The sequence below is a fragment of the Streptomyces sp. NPDC052225 genome, from assembly GCF_040679615.1.
Classification (GTDB): Bacteria; Actinomycetota; Actinomycetes; order Streptomycetales; family Streptomycetaceae; genus Streptomyces.
Genome location: NZ_JBFAVD010000041.1, coordinates 38,623 through 57,558, shown reverse-complemented (window position 1 = coordinate 57,558; position 18,936 = coordinate 38,623). Strand labels below are relative to the sequence as shown.

Here is an 18,936-nt window from a genome sequence, read left to right as displayed (position 1 = left end):
GGGGGGGGGGTTCCGGCGGGGCGGGTCGCGCAGTTCCCCGCGCCCCTGAGATGCGCACCTTCGGTGCGGCATCTCAGGGGCGCGTCTCATCGGGGAAATGCGGCGCGCAGCGCCTGCATTTCAGGGGCGCGGGGAACTGCGCGAGCAACCCCCACCGGCCCGCAGCCGAAGTCAGCCGCGATACCCGCCCAGCACCTGCAGCGCAGGAAGCGCACGGTCCGCGAAGTCGAAGAGCGCCAGGTTTTCCCACGCGTTGCCGGAGGCCGGATCCGACGGGTCCCAGCCGTCGCCCTCGCGGTACGTCCAGACGCCCTCCCAGTAGCAGTAGCCGAGGCCCTTGCCGCCGGGGACGTTCGCCTGCATGTCGGCGACCGCGCGGAGCCAGGCGGCCTGGCCTGCGGGGGTCGCCGGGAAGCCCTCGGTCAGCTGCGACTCGCTGTAGAGGATGTCGTTGGTGGCGTCCTCGCTCTTCAGCGTGAACGGGTACGCCGTCTCCGCGATCACCACGGGCTTGCCGTAACGCGCCGACAGATCGGCGAAGTTGGCGGCCGCCGTCGCCAGGTCCCCGTGCCAGAACGGGTAGTACGACTGGGCGATGATGTCGAAGTCCAGGCCGTGGGCGACGGCCTCGTCGAACCACCAGCGGGACGTCGCGTTGTCCCCGCCGGAGGCGATGTGCAGCATCGTGCGGACGCGGGGCGTCGTGTCACGGGCCGCCTGGAGCCCGGCCTTCAGGAACGCCGCCGTGGTGTCCCAACCGCCCGATCCCTCGCCCCAGTTCTTGCCCTCGGGCCACAGCAGACCGCCGTTGATCTCGTTGCCGACCTGGACGAGGCCGGCCGGGGTGCCCTGCCGCTTGAGCGCGCCGAGGACATCGGCGGTGTGGTCGTGGACGGCGCGGGTCAGGCCCGCCACGTCGAGGCCCTCCCAGGCGGCCGGCTTGAACTGCTTCGACGGGTCCGCCCACGTGTCCGAGTAGTGGAAGTCGACCCAGATGCCGATGTCGGCGTTCTTCAGGCGCTTGGCCAGCGGCAGGATCTGCTTCTTGGTGTTGTAGCCGTCGGCCGGGTTCACCCAGACCTTGAGGCGGGCGTGCGTGACGCCGTAGTGGGCGAGGATCTCGACGGCGTCGCCGCGCCGGCCGTTCGGGTAGCGGTAGACCGCGCCGAAGGCCTCGTCCTTGGGCAGCGAGGAGATGTCGCAGCCCCGGATCTCCAGGCTGCGGCGGGCCGGGGCGGCGGAGGTGCTCGCCCGTGCGGGGGCCGCGCCCAGGACGGGGGCGGCGAGCGCCGTCGCCGCCGCGGCGGTCAGGACCGTACGTCTGCGCATGGTGGTTCCTTTCATGGATGTGCAGGGGGTGACAGAAGGGGGCTGAGAAGGCGGCGTCAGCGCGGTACGCGCCACACCTCGACCGCGCCGGGCGCGACCGCCCGGCGGCTGCCGTCGGAGAGGGTCACCTTCGCCTCGGCGCCGGTGTGGTTGACGGCGATGTGGAAGGACGCCGGCGACTCCGACGCGCCCTCGCGGACGACGAGTTCGACGTCGCGGGGCAGTTCGTCCGGCGTGATCCCGGCGTCCGCGAGGACCTGGTCGACGACGGCGGCGAGCGCGTCGCCGGTGAGCCGGGTCGCCAGGTACCAGGCCGCGCCGTCGCCGAGGGCGTGCCGGGTGAGGGCGGGGCCGCCCGCGGTGCGACCGTCGGCGAAGACGGCCACCGTGTCGCAGCCGGCCGGCACGACGGCCTCGGACCACAGGTCGGCCGCGTACCGGTCGCCCTGCCGGGTGCGGACGGTGACCCGCTCGTCCGGGAGCAGCGGGCTGAACTCCTCGACGGTCAGGCCGAGTACGTCGCGCAGGGCGCCGGGGTGCGCGCCGGGGTGGAACGTGTCGTTCTCGTCGACCAGGCCGGAGAAGAACGAGACCAGGACCGTACCGCCGCCCCGTACGTACCGGTCGAGGTCGGCGGCGACGGACGCCGGGGCCAGGTAGAGCTGGGGGACGACGAGGAGCGGGTGGCGGTCCGGATCCAGGTCGGCGATGCCCGCCGGGGGCAGGAAGTCGACGGTGAGATGACGGTCGTAGAGCGTCTCGTAGAAGGCGTCGAGGCGTTCGCGGGCGTCGAGGTCGCTGCTGGGGCGCCACTCCAGGGACTGGGCCCACCAGGACTCCCAGGACCAGATCATGGCGACGTCGCCGCGGGTGCGCGTCCCCCGCAAGTCCGTCAAGTCCGCTACGCGGGCGCCGAGTTCGGTGATCTCGCGCCAGACGCGGGTGCTCGTGCCGCCCTGCGGCAGCATCGCCGAGTGGAACTTCTCCGCGCCGCTGACCGACTGGCGCCACTGGAAGAACATGGCACCCTCGGAGCCGCGTGCGACGTGCGCGAGGGAGTTGCGGGCCATCTCGCCGGGGCGCTTGGCGGGGTTGTGCGGCTGCCAGTTGACGCCGGACGGGGCGTGTTCGAGGAGCAGCCAGGGGCCGCCGCCCGCGACGGAGCGGGTCAGGTCGGCGGCGAGGGCCAGGTTGACGTGCGTGCGGCGGCCGTCGGTCATCAGGTAGTGGTCGTTGGTGACGAGGTCGACCTCCTTCGCCCAGGCCCAGTAGTCCAGTTTGTCGCCCTGGCTGGGGGCCGTCGTGAAGTTGGTGGTGACGGGGACGCCGGGCGAGAGGCGGTGCAGGATGTCCCGTTCGGTGGTGAAACAGGCGCGGGCCTGCGCGTCGGCGAAGCGGCGGTGGTCGAGCTGCTGTGCCGGGTTGCCCGCGCTGGCCGTCACCCGGGGCGGGGTGATCTCCTCCCAGTCACCGTAGCTCTGGCCCCAGAAGGCCGTGCCCCAGGCCGAGTTGAGGGCGTCGAGGGTGCCGTGGCGTGTGCGCAGCCAGTCGCGGAAGGCGGCGGCGCACAGATCGCAGTAGCAGACCACGGCCGGGCCGTCGTACTCGTTGAAGACGTGCCACAGGGCCAGGGCGGGGTGGTCGCCGTAGCGCTCGGCGAGGCGGGTGGTGATGGAGGCGGCGGCCGCCCGGTAGGCGGGGTGCGAGTGGCAGATCGCGGCGCGTGAGCCGAACGCGAGGCGGACGCCGTCGCGGCGCACCGGCAGCGCGTCGGGGCGGGCGCGGTAGAACCAGGCGGGCGGCGCGGCCGTCGGCGTACCGAGGGCGATCCGGATGCCCCACGCGTGCAGCAGGTCGACGGCCTCGTCCAGCCATTCCCAGTCGTACTCCCCCGGGCGCGGTTCGAGCCGGGCCCAGGCGAAGACGCCGAGGCTGACCAGGTTGACGCCGGCCTCGCGCATCAGCGCCACGTCCTCGCGCCACACCTCGCGGGGCCACTGTTCGGGGTTGTAGTCGCCGCCGAACGAGAGCGGGACGGGGCGGGGCATCACATGACTCCCAAGGGGGCAAGGGCGGGCAACTGCCGTACCGGAACGCCTGGTTCAGCTGCGACGCGGAGTGCGTCCCGAGCTGTGTCCCGACCTGTGTCCCGGACTGTAACCGGGCACAGGATTCGGAGCGAGCTTCATCTGTTGGCAACAAGTAAGTAACCCTCAACCCCACGCATTGACAAGGGGGCGAAACAATTCTCTACTGTGCACGATCACAGAACAGCACGGACCAACGTGCTCGGCCGCCCGGTTTCCTGCCCCTTCGTGCCCCCGTCGCGATCGACGGGGAGCCCCCCGCGTGGGACACCCGGACCGGCCCGCCTTCCAGGGGAGAGAACATGTCGATCCACCGTCGCGACATCCGCAGGCGCTCCGTCCTCGCCGGAGCCCTCGCCACCGGCCTTGCCGGTTCCCTCGCCGCCTGCGGCGACTCCGACGACAGCGGCTCCGGCACGAGCTCCGGTCCGGTCAAGCTGACCTACTGGTCGTGGGCGCCGGGCATGGAAAAGGTTGCCGCGATCTGGAACAAGAAGAACCCCGACATCACCGTGACGGTGTCCAAGCAGGCCAGCGGCGGTGAGATGGTCACCAAGCTGATCACCGCGAAGAAGGCGGGCAACGCCCCCGACCTGATCCAGGTCGAGTACCAGTCCCTGCCGACGCTGGTCTCGAACGACGTCCTCGCGGACATAGCGAAGTACGCGAAGGACGCCAAGTCGGGCTTCGCCGAGGGCACCTGGGGCATGGTCACCCTCGGCACGGACGCGGTCTACGCGATCCCGCAGGACGGCGGGGCGCTGATGTTCTACTACCGCGAGGACCTGTTCAAGAAGCACAAGCTGGACGTGCCGAAGACCTGGGACGAGTTCGCCGAGGTGGCCCGCGCCGCGAAGAAGGCCGACCCGGACGTCTTCCTGACCACGTTCTCCGCGAACGACTCCGGCCTGTTCGCCGGTCTCGCCCAGCAGGCCGGCGCCCAGTGGTGGACGGTCGACGGGGGCGGCAAGTGGACCGTCGGCATCGACGACGCCGCGACCAAGAAGGTCACCGAGTTCTGGGGCGGCCTGGTCGAGGAAGGCGTGATCGACAACCAGCCGATGTACACCCCGGCCTGGAACAGCGCCATGAACAAGGGCAAGCACATCGCGTGGGTCTCCGCCGTGTGGGCGCCGGCCCCCCTCAGCTCCGTCGCCTCCGACACCAAGGGCAAGTGGCGCATGGTGGCGCTGCCGCAGTGGAGCGCGGGCGAGAACAAGACCGGCAGCTGGGGCGGTTCGTCCACCGGTGTCTCCAGTGACTCCAAGAACACCGAGGCAGCCGCCAAGTTCGCCAAGTGGCTCAACACCGACCCGGAGGCCCTGGCCGCCCTGGTCAAGTACGCGGGCATCTACCCGGCCGCGACCGCGGGCCAGTCGTCGACCGACATCCTCAAGACGCCGGAGTTCTTCCCGAATCAGAAGGACTTCTACACGGACGCCGCGAAGATCGCCGCGACCGCCGTGGCCTCCTCCTGGGGCCCGAACGTGCAGACCGCCTACCAGGCGTTCACCGACGGCTTCGGCGCCGCCGCCAAGGCCAGGAAGAAGGCGAAGTTCTCCTCGGCCCTGGACACCATGCAGGCCAAGACCTACCAGGACATGAAGAAGTCCGGATTCAAGGTGACCGAGGCATGAGCACCACCTCCCTCCAGGGCACCGGCCGCCCGGCGGCCGGGTCCTCGGCGGGGGGCCTCGCCCCGTCCGCCAAGGGGCCCCGCCCCGTACGCCGCGGCCTCGGCCGCTTCGCGCCGTACTGGTTCCTGCTGCCGACGCTGGTCCTGTTCGCCGGCTTCACCGTCGTCCCGATCGGCTACTCGGTCTGGCTCAGCCTGCACAAGGTCGAGGTCAAGGGCATCGGCCTCGGCTCCGGGGCCCGCCAGGAAGTCTGGAACGGGATCGGCAACTACACCGCCGTCCTGCACGACTCCGACTTCGGGCACAGCATCCTGCGGGCCCTCGGCTACGGCGCCATCGTCATCCCGACCATGCTCGGCCTCGCGCTGGTCTTCGCGCTGATGCTGGACACCCCCCGCGCCCGCACCGGTCCGTTCGCCCGGCTCGCGATCTTCCTGCCGTACGCGGTTCCCGGCATCCTCGCGGCCATGATGTGGGGCTTCCTGTACCTGCCCGACGTCAGCCCCTTCTACTACGTGCTGCGCGGGCTCGGCCTGCCGCAGCCCGACCTGTTCGACGGCGGCAACCTGTACCTGTCGTTCGCCAACATCGCGGTCTGGGGCGGCACCGGCTTCAACATGATCGTGATCTACACGGCGCTGCGCGCCATCCCGCAGGAGATCTACGAGGCGGCCCGGATCGACGGCGCGAGCGATCTGAAGATCGCGCTGCGCATCAAGATCCCGATCGTGCTCCCCTCGCTGGTCCTGACCTTCTTCTTCTCGGTCATCGCCACGCTTCAGGTGTTCACCGAGCCCAAGGCCATGCAGGCGATCACCAACGGCATCTCCAACTCCTGGAGCCCGCTGTTCGCGATCTACAACGCCGCGTTCGGCCGCAACGACATGTACGCCTCCTCCGCCACGGCGGTCGTCCTCGCCGCGGGGACGTATCTGCTCTCCTTCACGCTGCTGCGTCTCTCCAACCGGTTCACCAAGGAGGACCAGGCATGACGTCCCTGACCCTGACCGCGGGCACCGGCCTCAAGACGGACGCCGCGCGCCGCGGGCGGCGCACCGCGTGGACGCCCACCCTGGTGCTGCTGCTCGGCGCCCTGTACTGCCTGATCCCGGTGATCTGGGTGTTCATGGCGGCGTCCAAGACCCGCTCCGAACTGTTCTCCACGTTCACGCTGGCGCCGGGCAGCGGCCTGTTCGACAACATCCACGACCTGAGCGTCTACCGCGACGGCATCTTCTGGCAGTGGATGGGCAACTCCGCCCTGTACGCGGGCGGCGGCGCGATCCTGTCGACGCTGGTGTCCGCCGCGGGCGGCTACGCGCTCGGCCGGTTCACCTTCCGCGGCCGGGAGTTCGTCTTCAAGCTGATCCTCGCCGGTGTGCTGGTGCCGGGCATCGTGCTCGCGATCCCGCAGTACCTCCTCCTGTCGGAGATGCACCTGGCGGACTCGTACTGGTCGATGCTCCTGCCGTCGATCCTGTCGCCGTACGGGGTGTATCTCGTCCGCATCTACGCGGCGGCGGCCGTGCCCTTCGAACTGCTCGAGGCGGCGCGGATGGACGGGGCCGGCGAGTGGCGCATCTTCACGCGCATCGCGCTGCCGCTCCTGACGCCGGGCCTGATCACGGTGTTCCTCTTCCAGTTCGTCGGCATCTGGAACAACTTCCTGCTGCCGTACGTGATGCTGGCCGACGACACCAAGTTCCCTGTCACGCTGGGTCTTTACACCCTGCTCGCACAGGGCTCGTCGCAGCCCGCGCTCTACACTCTGGTCATCACGGGCTGTCTGCTGGCGATCCTGCCGCTGATCGCGCTGTTCCTCGTGATCCAGAGGTTCTGGTCTCTCGACCTGTTGAGTGGTTCCATCAAGGCGTAGGCCACAGGTCCGGACCTGTCCCGGGGCGGGACGCGTCCGGTCCGGCACGACCGCACACCGTGCGGAACCACCGCCCCTGCCCGCACCACCGTTGACCGACGAGGACCATGACCACCAGCCCGAATGAACGCCGCAAGCCGCCCACCATCCACGACGTGGCACGGGTGGCGGGGGTGTCGCGCGGCACCGTCTCCCGCTATCTCAACGGCGGGCACTACGTCTCGCCCGCGGCCCGGCAGTCGGTGGAAGTGGCCATCAAGAAGACGGGGTACGTCGTCAACCGGCATGCCCGCAGTCTCAGTACGGGCCGCTCGGACTCGGTGGCGTTCCTGCTGACGGAGCCGCAGGAGAAGTTCTTCGAGGACCCGAACTTCAACGTGCTGCTTCGCGCCTGCACCAAGGCGCTCGCCGAGCGCGACATCACGCTGCTCCTGATGATCGCGGGCACGCCGGACGAGCGGCGCCGCAATCTGCGCTACATCACCTCCGGGCACGTCGACGGCGTGCTGCTCGTCTCGTCGCACTCCGGTGATCCGGTCGCGGCCGAACTGCGGGACGCCGGGGTCCCGTTGGTGGCGTGCGGGCGGCCCATGGGGATCGGTTCGCCGGGCTCGAAGCTGAGCTATGTCGCGGCCGACGACCGGGACGGGGCGCGGGACATGGTCCGGCACCTGCTCTCGCTCGGGCGGCGCCGGATCGCCACCGTCACCGGGCCGCTCGACACGCCGGGCGGCGTCGACCGGCTCGCCGGGTACCGGGAGGTGCTCGCCGAGGCGGGCATCGATGTCGACGAGCGGCTGATCGTCACCGGTGACTACAGCCGGGCCAGCGGTGAGGCCGCCGCGGCGCGGCTCCTCGCGGACGGCGTGGAGTTCGACGCGATGTTCGTCGCCTCGGACCTGATGGCGCAAGGGGTGATGAGCACGCTCGCGCAGGCCGGGCTGCGGGTGCCGGAGGATGTGGCGATCGGGGGGTTCGACGACTCGCCGGCCGCCCTGGCGACGCAGCCGGCGCTCACCACGATCCGGCATCCGTTCGACCGGATCAGCTCGGAGATGGTGCGGGTCCTGCTGGCGCAGATCAGCGGCGAGGACCCGGCGACGGTCATCCTCCCCACGGAACTGGTACGGCGGGGTTCTGCCTGAGATCGCGCAGTTCCCCGCGCCCCTGGCGGGGCTGCCCGTAGCCGCTGCCCCCGCCTTGGGCAATCTGCCGCCTGGGGCGGCAGGGTGGGCAAGGTGGCACCCCGGCGCCGGGTGAGCGCTCCCCATCCGGCGTCCAGCTCGGCCCGGCCGACTCGTTGCCGGGTGCCGCTCGGTGGGGGGCTGAGCGCGCAGTTCCCTGCGCCCATTGCGGGGCTGTTCCTGCCCCGCGCTGCGTGATCAAATCGGCTCAGGACCGCACAGGATCGCACAGGACCGTAAGGAAAGGCCGCCCCATGCCCGCTGCCCGACCCACCAACTGGGCCCGCAACATCACCTTCTCCGCCGACGGGGTGCACCGCCCCGCCTCGCCCGACGACCTGCACGCCCTCGTGGCGAAGAGCCCGCACGTACGCGTGCTCGGCAGCGGGCACTCCTTCAACCGGATCGCCGACGTGGACGCGGACCGGGGCGGCGTCCTCGTCTCGCTCAGCGGCCTGCCGGCCGGGATCGACATCGACGCGGACGCGCGCACGGTCCGGGTCGGCGGCGGCGTCCGCTACGCCGATCTCGCGGCCGTGCTGCACTCCCACCGTCTCGCGCTGCCCAACATGGCCTCTCTGCCGCACATCTCGGTCGCCGGCTCGGTCGCCACGGGCACGCACGGCTCGGGCAACGCGAACAGGTCCCTGGCGGATGCCGTCCGCGCCGTGGAGATCCTCACCGGCGCCGGGGAGACCGTCACCCTGGCGCGCGGCGACGAAGGCTTCGAGGGCGCGGTCGTCTCGCTGGGCGCGCTCGGCGTCGTCCTCTCCCTCACGCTCGACGTCGAGCCGGACTACGAGGTGAGTCAGACCGTCTTCCGTGAACTGCCTTTCCAGGGGCTCGACTTCGAGGCCGTCACCTCGTCCGCGTACAGCGTGAGCCTGTTCACCACATGGCAGGGACCGCACTTCGACCAGGTCTGGGTCAAGCAGCGCCACCCCGACCCCGTCGACTTCCCGTGGGCCGAGCCCGCCACGGAGAAGCAGCACCCCGTCCCGGGCATGCCCGGCGTCAACTGCACCGAGCAGTTCGGCGTTCCGGGCCCCTGGCACGAGCGACTGCCGCATTTCCGGGCGGAGTTCACGCCGAGCAGCGGCGAGGAACTCCAGTCGGAGTACCTGCTGCCGCGTGAGCACGCGCAGGCGGCCCTGGCCGCGCTCGACACCGTACGGGACCGGATCGCGCCGGTGTTGCAGGTGTGCGAGGTGCGGACCGTGGCCGCGGACCGGCAGTGGCTGAGCCCGGCGTACGGGCGGGACACCGTCGCTCTACACTTCACGTGGGTGGCGGACACGGCGCGCGTGCTGCCCGTGGTGTCGCTCGTGGAGGACCGGCTGAGCGCGTTCGAGGCGCGGCCGCACTGGGGGAAGGTGTTCACGACGGCGCCGGACCGGGTCGTCGCGCGGTATCCGCGGGCCGCCGAGTTCGCCGCGCTCGCGGGGCGTCTCGACCCCGAGGGGAAGTTCGCCAACGCGTTCGTCCGGACCCTGCTCGACCGCTGAACTCCCCTGCGCCTACTGGACTTTCGTCACCGGAATTGGAGGGGTGTGCAGGACTTTCGCGAAACCTCTTGGACTTTCGTCAGGGCTTCCACCAACCCCTTGTCGAAGTCTCGGCGGGCGACCTAGCGTGAGTCGGGCGGGACGGTTCGAGCCCTGGAAGGCGACCGTCCCGCGCCCCCCTTCCCCCTCTCACGGAATCCCGGTGTCCCCCCATGCCCGAAGCCGCCCTGGCCGGTGACGTCGCGGCGCCGCCCGCGCCGCGCCTGTTCACGCGTCCCGCGACGGTGGCCTCCTGCGTCGCCTTCGTCCTGATCGGCATGGTGCAGGCGCTGTACGGCCCTTCGGTGCCCGGGCTGCGTGACACGTACGGCCTCTCCCCCGCGGGCGCGGGGCTCGGTCTGAGCCTGCACTTCACCGGCGGCGTCGCCGGTGTGCTGGCCTTCAACGCGATCCACTCCCGGATCAGCAACCGGGCGCTCCTCGCGGCGAGTTACTGCCTCATGGCGGCCGGCGGCGCGGGCTTCGCGCTCGCCCCGAACTGGCCGCTCGCCCTGATCGCCGCGTTCCTCGGCGGGCTCGGTTTCGGCGGTATCGACTACGGCCTCAATCAGCTCTTCGCCGTCGGCTTCGGTGCGCGGTCGACGGCGATGCTCAACATCCTCAACGCCCACTTCGGCATCGGCGCCGTCCTCGGCCCCGCGCTCGTCGCATGGCTGGGCCCCGGCGACTACGCGATGGCCTTCGGCGTGTGCGCGTCGCTCTCGGCCGCCCTGATCCTGTGCACGGGCGGGGTGCGCGACGCCGCGTCGCAGCCGCCGACGGGTCAACCCCGGCCCGCACAAGGGACGTTGGTGTCGCGTGTTCTCGTCGGCTTCCTCGTCCTGTACATCCTGAACGTCGCCGTCGAGGCCGGTGTCGGCGGCTGGGAGCCGACGCACCTGGAGACGGTCGGCTACGGCGTGACCTTCGCCGCGTCCGCCACGTCCGTGTACTGGCTGATGATGACGGTGGGCCGCTTCCTGGTCGTCCCGATCACCCTGCGGTACGCGCCCGAGGTCATCCTCACCGTGTGCGCGGCGGGCATGACGGGCTGTCTGCTGCTCGCCCTGATACCGGGCGCCGCACCGTACGCGTACGCCGGGGTCGGCCTGTTCATCGCTCCGGTGTTCCCGACCGGGCTGCCCTGGCTGAACCGGGCGCTGCCGGGCGCCGAGCGGGCGGGCGCCTGGGTGATCGCCGCGTCGATGGTCGGCGGTGTCGCGGCGCCGCCGCTGCTCGGCGCCGGCATCGAGTCCTCCGGCATCCACGCGGTGCCGTGGCTGCTCGCGGCCCTGTCGGCGGCGTCGCTCGCGGCGACGGTCTGGCTGAAGCGGACGGCCACCGCCGGGCAGGCTCCGGCATGAGGCGCACGTCCCGGGACATCCGCACGGCGAACCGGTACGAGATCCTGCGGCACGTCATCACCGAATCGCCGGTGTCCCGGCCGGAGTTGGCGCGGCTGACGGGGTTGAGCCAGGCGACCGTCGCCACCCTCGTCACCGAGTTGTCGGAGCTGGGCCTGCTCGTCGAGGCCGGTTTCGAGGACTCCGAGGGCGGACGCCCCCGTGCCCTGCTCGCCGTGGCCGCCGGGCGCGGGGCGCTGGTCGGCGTGGACGTGGCCGAGACGTATGTGCACGCCGAGCTGTTCGACCTGTCGCTGACGGTCGTGGCCCGCGCCGACCGTGAGGTCCGCCCGGGCGAGAACGGTCCCGAGCAGGTCGTGGCCCGGATCGCGGACGCCGTCGACGAGGTGCTCGAAGGGCACGTCGGGCGCGTCCTCGGCGTCGGCGTCTCGCTGCCCGGCCAGGTCGACCGGGAGGGCGGCGTCTCCGTCTACGCGCCCAACTGGAACTGGCACGACGTCCCGCTGCGCGCGCTGCTCGCCGAGCGCATCGACCTGCCGCTGCACCTGGACAATCCGCTGCACGCCAGCACGGTCGCCGAGCTGTGGTTCGGTGCGGCCCGCGGCCGGCAGGACGCCGTCGTCGTGAACCTGGGCACGGGCGTCGGCGCGGGTCTCGCGCTCGGCGGCGGCCTGTACCGGGGCATCGGCAACAGCGCGGGCGAGTGGGGCCACACCACGCTCGTCCTGGACGGCCGGCTGTGCCACTGCGGCAACCGCGGCTGTGTGGAGACGTATGTCGGCGCGCCCGGCATCATGCTCAACCTCCGTGAGCTGAGCCCTGGTTCACCGCTGCTGCACCCCGACGACCAGACGGCCACCGTGCGCGCCCTCGCCGCGGCGGCGGCCGAGGGGCAGCCGGTCGCGGTGAAGGCCGTGCAGGAGACGGCGCGCTATCTCGGGGCGGGCATCGCCGATCTGGTGAACCTGCTCAACCCCGAGGTGATCGTGCTCAGCAGCTGGGTGACCACGTGCCTCGGCGAGCTGCTGCTCGACGAGACACGCGCCGCGGTCGCCCGGCACGCGCTGCGCCACTCGCTGGCCGGCGCCGAGATCGTCCTCTCCCCCGTCCCCACGGACCCGGTGTGCCTGGGCGCGGCGACGTTCGCCCTCGAACAGGCCCTGGCCCCGGCCCCCCGACGCACTCCCTGACCCCACTCACCCCGCCCACCCCACCCGCACATCACCACCTGTTGGGAGATCCATGTCCACCCGCCATGTCGATTACGTCGATGACGTCCTGCCCGGCACGGGCGCCCTGCCCCCGCGCGCCTGGTACGCCGACTCGTCCGCCACCTCCCTCTCCCTGAACGGCTCCTGGCGTTTCCGCCTGTCGGCGACCGCCGACGCCGAGGACGATTCCTTCGCGGCCGAGGGGTTCGACGCGGCCGGCTGGTCCGAGGTGCGGGTGCCGGGCCACTGGGTGCTCCAGGGCGACGGCGCGTTCGGGTCCCCGATCTACACGAACCACCTCTACCCGTTCCCGGTCGACCCGCCGTACGTGCCGACGGAGAACCCGACCGGCGACCATCTGCGCGCCTTCGACCTGCCGGCCGACTGGCCCGCCGACAGCTCGGCGACCCTCCGCTTCGACGGGGTCGAGTCGTGCGCCCGGGTCTGGCTGAACGGCACGGACATCGGCGAGTTCAAGGGCAGCCGGCTGCCGCACGAGTTCGCGGTCGGCCACCTCCTGAAGCCCGCAGGGAACGTCCTCGCGGTCCGCGTCCACCAGTGGTCGTCGGGCTCGTACCTGGAGGACCAGGACCAGTGGTGGCTGCCGGGCATCTTCCGTGACGTGACGCTGCTGCACCGCCCCGCGGACTGCGTTCTCGACTTCTTCGCGCATGCCTCGTACGACCACACCACCGGGCTCGGCACGCTGCGTGTCGACAGCGACGTCGACGGCCGGATCACCGTCCCGGAGCTGGGAGTCGACGTCGCCACCGGTGAACCGGTGACCGTGCCCGTCGAGCCGTGGACCGCCGAGACGCCGCGCCTGTACGACGGCGAGCTGGACACCGGCGGCGAGCGGGTGCCACTGCGGATCGGGTTCCGCACGGTGGAGCTGTCGGACGGCCTGATCAAGGTGAACGGCGTCCCGGTCCTGTTCAAGGGCGTCAACCGGCACGAGTGGCATCCGGAGCACGGCCGTACGCTCGATCTCGCGACGATGCGCCGCGACGTCGAGTTGATGAAACGGCACAACATCAACGCGGTCCGCACCTCCCACTACCCGCCGCACCCGGCCTTCCTCGACCTGTGCGACGAGTACGGCCTGTGGGTCATCGACGAGTGCGACCTGGAGACGCACGGCTTCGTCGAGCAGGAGTGGCGCGACAACCCGGTGGACGACGACCGGTGGACGCCCGCGCTCCTCGACCGGGCGGCCCGCATGGTGGAGCGCGACAAGAACCACCCGTCGGTCGTGATGTGGTCGCTCGGCAACGAGGCGGGCATGGGCCGCGGTCTCACGGCGATGGCGGAGTGGATCCGGGGCCGCGACCCGGAGCGCCTCGTGCACTACGAGGGCGACATCAACTGCCGCGACACGGACGTGTATTCACGGATGTACGCCCCGCACGCCGAGGTCGAGCAGATCGGCAAGCGCCTCGACGGGGGCACCGAGCGACGCCGGGGGCTGCCGTTCATCCTGTGCGAGTACGCGCACGCCATGGGCAACGGCCCGGGCGGCCTGAGCGAGTACCAGCAGCTCTTCGAGGCGCACGAGAGGCTTCAGGGCGCCTTCGTGTGGGAGTGGATCGACCACGGGATCAAGGACGAGCGGTACGGGTACGCGTACGGCGGTGACTTCGGCGAGGAGCTGCACGACGGCAACTTCGTCTGCGACGGCCTGCTGTTCCCGGACCGCACGCCGACACCCGGCCTGATCGAGTTCAAGAAGGTGATCGAGCCGGTCCGTATCGAGATCAACTCAGCCGCCGGCACTGTGTCGGTGACGAATCGCCATGACTTCCGCGACCTCTCCCATCTGACCTTCGCGTGGGCGTACCAGGTCGACGGCGAGACGGTCGAGGCGGGCTCGCTGTCCGTGCCGCCGCTCGCCGCGGGCGCCTCCGCCGAGGTGAAACTGCCCGCGCCGCCGGTCGACGCGCGCGGCGCGGAGACCCGGTGGACGGTGCGTGCACTGGACGCCGACGACCGTGAAGTGGCGTGGGGCCAGGGCGAGTTGACTTCCCGCCCGGCACCGAGGCCGGCCACCGGGGTCCGGCCGGTGCGCGATGAGCGCCTGATCACGCTCGGCCCCGCCTCCTTCGACCTCCGCACCGGCGAACTGCGCACCGTCGGCCGCGTTCCGGTCACCGCGCCGCGCCTGGACGTGTGGCGTGCGCCGACCGACAACGACGCGGGGGCGAGCTGGCAGGACGACATCCGGCTCGGCGAACTCTGGCGCAAGCTGGGCCTGCACCGGATGCGACACCGCCTGGACGACGTGGAGTTGACGGACGACGCGCTCACCGTCCGCGGCCGGGTCGCACCGGCGGGCCGCGAGATCGGCCTGCGCACCGTCCACCGCTGGACGTCCGACGGCACGACCCTGCGGCTGACCGTGTCGGTGGCGCCGGAGGGCGACTGGACGGCACCGCTGCCCCGGCTCGGTGTGCGGTTCGGGCTGCCCGAGGGCGCCTCGCGGGTGCGCTGGTTCGGCGGCGGTCCGGGCGAGGCGTACCCGGACACGCGGCAGGCGTCCTCGATCGGCCTGTGGCACGACGACGTGGACGGCCTCCAGACGCCGTACGTGTTCCCGCAGGAGAACGGCGCGCGGGCCGACGTCCGCTGGGCCGAGATCGGGGGCCTGCGCATCGAGGGCGACCCGGAGTTCTGGTTCACGGCCCGCCGCTGGACCAGCGAGCAGCTGGACGCGGCGACGCACCGCACGGACCTCGTCGCCGGGGACACGGTGTGGGTGAACCTGGACCACGCCCAGCAGGGCATCGGCTCCCAGTCGTGCGGCCCGGGCCCGCTGCCGCGGTACCGGCTGACGCCGCGGGCGGCCGAGTTCGCCTTCACGTTCACCGAGGTGGGCGAGGGCTAGGCGCGAGCACGCTCCGCCGCCAGCGGGAACGAGACGCCCGTGCGCTCCTCCGACACCGCCCACAGCCGCTCCGCCGCCGCGACATCGCTCGCGGCGGCGGTCCGGCCGACGAGGGTCGGGGCGCCGCGCATCTCGCGGGGTCCGTCGGGACCGGCGTACGAGCCGCCCGGCAGATCCCGGACGGCGGCGAACAGGGTCGGGGCCGCGCCGTCCTCGGCGGTGGTGGCGATGAACCGGTTGCCGAGAGCGAGCAGCCCGTCCTTGACACGGCTGCCCGTGTGGCTCTGGAGATTGGTCGCCGACCAGCCGGGGTGCGCGGCCAGGGCGCGGACGGGCGATCCGGCGCGAGTCAGGCGCCGCTGGAGTTCCAGGGTGAACAGCAGATTGGCGAGCTTGGACTGGGCGTACGCCTTCATGGGGGTGTAGCCGCGCGTGAGGTCGAGGTCGTCGAAGGCGATGCCGGGCGCGCGGCGGTGAAGGTTCGAGGAGACGGTGACGACGCGGTCGGTGACGTACGGCAGGAGCAGGTTCGACAGGGCGAAGTGGCCGAGGTGGTTGGTGCCGAACTGCATCTCGAAGCCGTCCTCGGTGCGCTGCTCGGGGAGCATCATCACGCCCGCGTTGTTGATGAGCAGGTCGATGGGGCGGCCCTCCCAGGCGTCGGCGAACGCGCGCACCGAGGCGAGGTCGGAGAGGTCGAGGCGGCGGACCTCGGTGCTGCCGCCGATGGCGGCGGCCGCTTCCTCGCCCTTGCCCGGCGAGCGGACGGCGAGGACGACATGGGCTCCGGCGGCGGCCAGCGCGCGGGCGGTGGCGAGGCCGAGTCCGCTGTTGGCGCCGGTGATGACGGCGGTACGGCCGCTCTGGTCGGGCAGGCCGGCGAAGGCGTGGGTCGGGACAGAGCTGTGCCGGGAGTTCTTGACGGAAGAGTTCATGCCCCCAATGTATGCACCGATCACAATGTATGCAACGTCTACAATGTGGGCGTTGCTCACACGCGGTTAGGCTGACCCCATGGAGAACCGCCCCTACCACCACGGAGACCTGCGGGCCGCCCTGCTCGCCCGCGCCGAGCAGACGCTGCGCGAACGGGGCGCGGGGGCGCTGTCCCTGCGGGAGCTGGCCCGCGAGACCGGGGTGAGCCCCGGCGCCCCCAGCCGGCACTTCGCCTCGAAGCAGGCCCTGTTCGACGCCCTGGCCCTCACCGGGTTCGAACGGCTCGGCCGGGCGACGACGGAGGCGCTCGCCGGGGCGGGCGAGACGTTCGCCGACCGTCTGACGGCCGCGGCCCGCGCCTACACCGCCTTCGCCGCCGCCGATGGCGCGCTCCTGGACCTGATGTACTCCTCGAAGCACAGCCCGGAGGCGTCACAGGCGCTCGCCGAGGCCGCGCACCGCTGGGTGACGCAGCTCGAAGGGCTCATCGAGGAGGGCCAGAAGCGGGGCGAGGTGCGCCAGGGCCCTGTCGCACGCGTCGCCCTGCCCGCCTTCACGTCCCTGCACGGCTACACGGTGATGGCGGCCGGGGGCCTGCTCCCCCCGGAGCTGACCACCGACGGCCTCGACGACGTCATCGCGGGGATCCTCCGCGCGTGCGCGCCCGAGGACGCCTGAACCGCCCTACCCCTTGGCGCTCGTGGACAGTTCGCGCCGTTCACCGGGCACGGCGGCGCGCACCGGCTCGGACCGGGTCAGCCACAGGCCGGTCGCCACGGCACCGACCAGGGTGACGAGGCCGGCGACGACGAAGGCGCGGTCGAGGCCGGCCTCGAAGGAGGCGCCGCCGGACTGCTGTCCACGGACCACGGCTCCGAGCACGGCCACGCCGAGCACCCCGCCGATCTGCCGGGCGGTGCTGCTGACGCCCGAGGCGAGGCCGCCCTCCTGCGGGCCGACGGCCTGGACGGCGGCGCCGGTCAGCGGGGACAGCGTCAGGGCGAAGCCGGTGCCGACCGCGGCGAGCCGCCACCAGACGTTCCCGTAACCGGTGTCGGCGTGCACCGAGCCCAGGGCGAGCAGCCCGAGCCCGGCGAGCGCCAGGCCGGCGGTGACCAGGGCACGGAACCCGTAGCGGGCGGCGAGACGGCCCGCGTACGGGCTGACGACCACCATGGCGGCGGAGACCGGCAGGGTCTGGAGTCCGGCGCGCACGAGCGAGCTGCCCTGGACGTACACGAAGAACTGCGAGAAGAAGAACGACGCCCCCATCAGCGCGAACCCCACGGCGCCCATGGCGGAGTTGGAGACGGTGAACAGCCGCTCGCGGAACAGGTGCAACGGCAGCATCGGGGCGGGGCGGCGGCGCTCGACCGCGACGAAAGCGGCGAGGAGTGCGGCCGCGGCGGCGAAGCAGGCCAGGATCTCCGGCGAGGTCCAGCCGCGCGCGCCGCCCTCGATCAGGGCGTAGGTCGCGGCGCCGACACCCAGCACGGACAGGACCGTGCCCGGGACGTCGATCGCGGGCGCCTGCGGGTTGCGGGACTCGCCGAGCACGCGCGCCCCGACCACCAGCAGGACGACGCCGATCGGCACGTTCACCAGGAAGATCGCGGGCCAGCCGAACGTCTCCGCCAGCATGCCGCCGGCCACGGGACCCGCGGCCATGCCGATCCCGCTGAACCCGGCCCACAGCCCGATCGCCCTGACCCGCTCCTGCGGCACGGGGTGGGCGGCGACCAGCAGGGCCAGCGAGGCGGGGCTCAGCGCCGCGGCGCCGATGCCTTGCAGCACCCGCCCGAACACCAGCCAGCCGACCGAGGGCGCGACGCTGCACACCACCGACGCGGCGGTGAACACGCCGGCCCCGGTCAGGTACACGCGCTTGCGGCCGAAGCGGTCGGCGAAGACGCCGCCGGACAGCAGCAGCATCGCGACGAGCAGTACGTACGCGTCAACGATCCATTGCAGTCCGGTCAGTTGGGTGTGCAGCCGGTGCTGCATGTCGGGCAGGGCGGCGCCGACGATCGTGTTGTCGAGCAGCACCATGAACTGACCCAGACAGGTCACCGCCAGCAGGGTCGCGCGGTTCGATACCAAGAAGATCCCCCTCAGCTAAACGCAGCCATCGACTGCATTAACCGAGACCGTAGAGCACCCGTCGCGCAAACGCAACTACTTCCTGCGTTAAGGTGGGTCCATGAGCGATGAGCGACAGCCGACCCGGAGGCCCGGCGGGCGCACCGCCCGCGTCGGCGCGGCGGTGCACCAGGCCGTCACCGAACTGCTGGGAGAGCGGGGCCACGGCGCCTTCACCATCGGCGACGTCGCCGCCCGCGCGGGCGTGGCCGACACCACCGTCTACCGGCGCTGGGGAAGCATGGAGGCGCTGCTCGCCGACGTGACACTGACCCGCCTCAACGCGCGGTCACCGATGCCCGACACCGGAACCCTGGAAGGCGACCTGCGCACCTACGCGGCCGGCGTCGCCCGCGAGATCACCGGCCCCGACGGCCTCGCCCTGCTCCGCCTCGCCGTCGCCCTCTCCGGCCCCGGCGCAGAGGGCACCCAGGCCCTCGACACCCTCGTCGCCGAGCGCAGCCGCCAGCTCCGGTCCATGTTCGACCGCGCCCACGAGCGCGGCGAACGGGCCCCCGACACGGAGACCTTCGTCGACCTGGTCCTGGCGCCGATGTACATCCGCGTCCTGTTCGGCGGAGGGCCGCTCACCGCGGAGTACGTGGACGGGCTGGTCGACCGGCTGCTGTGACCGGTCAGGCCGGCCAGGCCCCCTCCTCCGACGGACCGAACAGCCCGGAGGGCGAGGCGAGGACGACGGTGCGCAGCCGGGTCTTCATCCATCGCGGGCCGACGGCGACGCCCATCG

Annotated in this window: 14 protein-coding genes; 10 read left to right on the top strand and 4 right to left on the bottom strand. The window is 71.8% G+C overall.

Annotated features, from left to right (window positions below; genetic code table 11):
* Positions 1-171: 171 nt before the first annotated feature.
* Entirely contained in the window at positions 172-1,329 is a 1,158-nt protein-coding gene (locus tag AB0L37_RS35995; protein WP_365515522.1) for an arabinogalactan endo-1,4-beta-galactosidase, read from the bottom strand.
* 56 nt (positions 1,330-1,385) lie between these two features.
* A complete protein-coding gene (locus tag AB0L37_RS35990) occupies positions 1,386-3,377 on the bottom strand; it encodes a beta-galactosidase (protein ID WP_365515519.1) in 1,992 nt (663 codons plus the stop codon).
* Positions 3,378-3,718: 341 nt separating this feature from the next.
* On the opposite strand from AB0L37_RS35990, the gene AB0L37_RS35985 reads away from it, so the two are divergent.
* The 8 genes from AB0L37_RS35985 (at position 3,719) to AB0L37_RS35950 (ending at position 15,113) form a co-directional block, all read left to right on the top strand.
* Positions 3,719-5,053 carry an extracellular solute-binding protein gene (locus tag AB0L37_RS35985; RefSeq protein WP_365515517.1) on the top strand — a complete coding sequence of 445 codons (1,335 nt, stop codon included), beginning with the start codon at positions 3,719-3,721 and terminating at the stop codon, positions 5,051-5,053.
* Positions 5,050-6,045, top strand: a complete 996-nt coding sequence (locus tag AB0L37_RS35980) for a sugar ABC transporter permease (protein ID WP_365515514.1) — start codon at positions 5,050-5,052, stop codon at positions 6,043-6,045. The genes AB0L37_RS35985 and AB0L37_RS35980 overlap by 4 nt, the downstream gene beginning before the upstream one ends.
* The gene (locus AB0L37_RS35975) at positions 6,042-6,929 is read left to right on the top strand and encodes a carbohydrate ABC transporter permease (RefSeq protein ID WP_365515511.1); all 888 of its coding nucleotides are present in this window, start codon (positions 6,042-6,044) and stop codon (positions 6,927-6,929) included. The genes AB0L37_RS35980 and AB0L37_RS35975 overlap by 4 nt, the downstream gene beginning before the upstream one ends.
* Before the next feature lie 107 nt (positions 6,930-7,036).
* A complete protein-coding gene (locus AB0L37_RS35970) occupies positions 7,037-8,074 on the top strand; it encodes a LacI family DNA-binding transcriptional regulator (RefSeq protein ID WP_365515508.1) in 1,038 nt (345 codons plus the stop codon).
* A 293-nt stretch (positions 8,075-8,367) separates the two neighbouring features.
* On the top strand, positions 8,368-9,618 hold the full coding sequence (locus AB0L37_RS35965; protein WP_365515505.1) for an FAD-binding protein: 1,251 nt from the start codon (positions 8,368-8,370) through the stop codon (positions 9,616-9,618).
* 212 nt (positions 9,619-9,830) lie between these two features.
* Positions 9,831-11,021: an MFS transporter gene (locus AB0L37_RS35960; RefSeq protein WP_365515502.1), complete on the top strand. Its 1,191-nt coding sequence runs from the start codon at positions 9,831-9,833 to the stop codon at positions 11,019-11,021.
* Entirely contained in the window at positions 11,018-12,211 is a 1,194-nt protein-coding gene (locus AB0L37_RS35955; RefSeq protein ID WP_365515499.1) for an ROK family transcriptional regulator, read from the top strand. The genes AB0L37_RS35960 and AB0L37_RS35955 overlap by 4 nt, the downstream gene beginning before the upstream one ends.
* A gap of 52 nt (positions 12,212-12,263) precedes the next feature.
* A complete protein-coding gene (locus AB0L37_RS35950; RefSeq protein WP_365515496.1) occupies positions 12,264-15,113 on the top strand; it encodes a glycoside hydrolase family 2 TIM barrel-domain containing protein in 2,850 nt (949 codons plus the stop codon).
* On the opposite strand, the gene AB0L37_RS35945 is transcribed toward AB0L37_RS35950, so the two are convergent.
* Complete coding sequence (locus tag AB0L37_RS35945) at positions 15,110-16,048, bottom strand: oxidoreductase (RefSeq protein ID WP_365515493.1); 939 nt, start codon at positions 16,046-16,048, stop codon at positions 15,110-15,112. The genes AB0L37_RS35950 and AB0L37_RS35945 overlap by 4 nt on opposite strands.
* Before the next feature lie 79 nt (positions 16,049-16,127).
* Here AB0L37_RS35945 and AB0L37_RS35940 point away from each other — a divergent pair, with 79 nt between their 5' ends.
* Complete coding sequence (locus AB0L37_RS35940; RefSeq protein WP_365515490.1) at positions 16,128-16,727, top strand: TetR/AcrR family transcriptional regulator; 600 nt, start codon at positions 16,128-16,130, stop codon at positions 16,725-16,727.
* Between the two features lie 6 nt (positions 16,728-16,733).
* Here AB0L37_RS35940 and AB0L37_RS35935 read toward each other — a convergent pair whose 3' ends face one another.
* On the bottom strand, positions 16,734-18,149 hold the full coding sequence (locus AB0L37_RS35935; RefSeq protein ID WP_365515487.1) for an MFS transporter: 1,416 nt from the start codon (positions 18,147-18,149) through the stop codon (positions 16,734-16,736).
* A gap of 100 nt (positions 18,150-18,249) precedes the next feature.
* On the opposite strand from AB0L37_RS35935, the gene AB0L37_RS35930 reads away from it, so the two are divergent.
* Positions 18,250-18,819 carry a TetR/AcrR family transcriptional regulator gene (locus AB0L37_RS35930; protein ID WP_365515485.1) on the top strand — a complete coding sequence of 190 codons (570 nt, stop codon included), beginning with the start codon at positions 18,250-18,252 and terminating at the stop codon, positions 18,817-18,819.
* Positions 18,820-18,936: the final 117 nt, after the last annotated feature.

What these genes read in the sequence shown, in the direction of transcription:
- AB0L37_RS35970 (WP_365515508.1), top strand. Translation starts at nt 7,037, where the DNA reads ATGACCACCAGCCCGAATGAACGCCGCAAGCCGCCCACCATCCACGAC.
- AB0L37_RS35995 (WP_365515522.1), bottom strand. Translation starts at nt 1,329, where the DNA reads ATGCGCAGACGTACGGTCCTGACCGCCGCGGCGGCGACGGCGCTCGCC.
- AB0L37_RS35965 (WP_365515505.1), top strand. Translation starts at nt 8,368, where the DNA reads ATGCCCGCTGCCCGACCCACCAACTGGGCCCGCAACATCACCTTCTCC.
- AB0L37_RS35930 (WP_365515485.1), top strand. Translation starts at nt 18,250, where the DNA reads ATGAGCGATGAGCGACAGCCGACCCGGAGGCCCGGCGGGCGCACCGCC.
- AB0L37_RS35955 (WP_365515499.1), top strand. Translation starts at nt 11,018, where the DNA reads ATGAGGCGCACGTCCCGGGACATCCGCACGGCGAACCGGTACGAGATC.
- AB0L37_RS35960 (WP_365515502.1), top strand. Translation starts at nt 9,831, where the DNA reads ATGCCCGAAGCCGCCCTGGCCGGTGACGTCGCGGCGCCGCCCGCGCCG.
- AB0L37_RS35985 (WP_365515517.1), top strand. Translation starts at nt 3,719, where the DNA reads ATGTCGATCCACCGTCGCGACATCCGCAGGCGCTCCGTCCTCGCCGGA.
- AB0L37_RS35950 (WP_365515496.1), top strand. Translation starts at nt 12,264, where the DNA reads ATGTCCACCCGCCATGTCGATTACGTCGATGACGTCCTGCCCGGCACG.
- AB0L37_RS35945 (WP_365515493.1), bottom strand. Translation starts at nt 16,048, where the DNA reads ATGAACTCTTCCGTCAAGAACTCCCGGCACAGCTCTGTCCCGACCCAC.
- AB0L37_RS35975 (WP_365515511.1), top strand. Translation starts at nt 6,042, where the DNA reads ATGACGTCCCTGACCCTGACCGCGGGCACCGGCCTCAAGACGGACGCC.
- AB0L37_RS35940 (WP_365515490.1), top strand. Translation starts at nt 16,128, where the DNA reads ATGGAGAACCGCCCCTACCACCACGGAGACCTGCGGGCCGCCCTGCTC.
- AB0L37_RS35990 (WP_365515519.1), bottom strand. Translation starts at nt 3,377, where the DNA reads ATGCCCCGCCCCGTCCCGCTCTCGTTCGGCGGCGACTACAACCCCGAA.
- AB0L37_RS35980 (WP_365515514.1), top strand. Translation starts at nt 5,050, where the DNA reads ATGAGCACCACCTCCCTCCAGGGCACCGGCCGCCCGGCGGCCGGGTCC.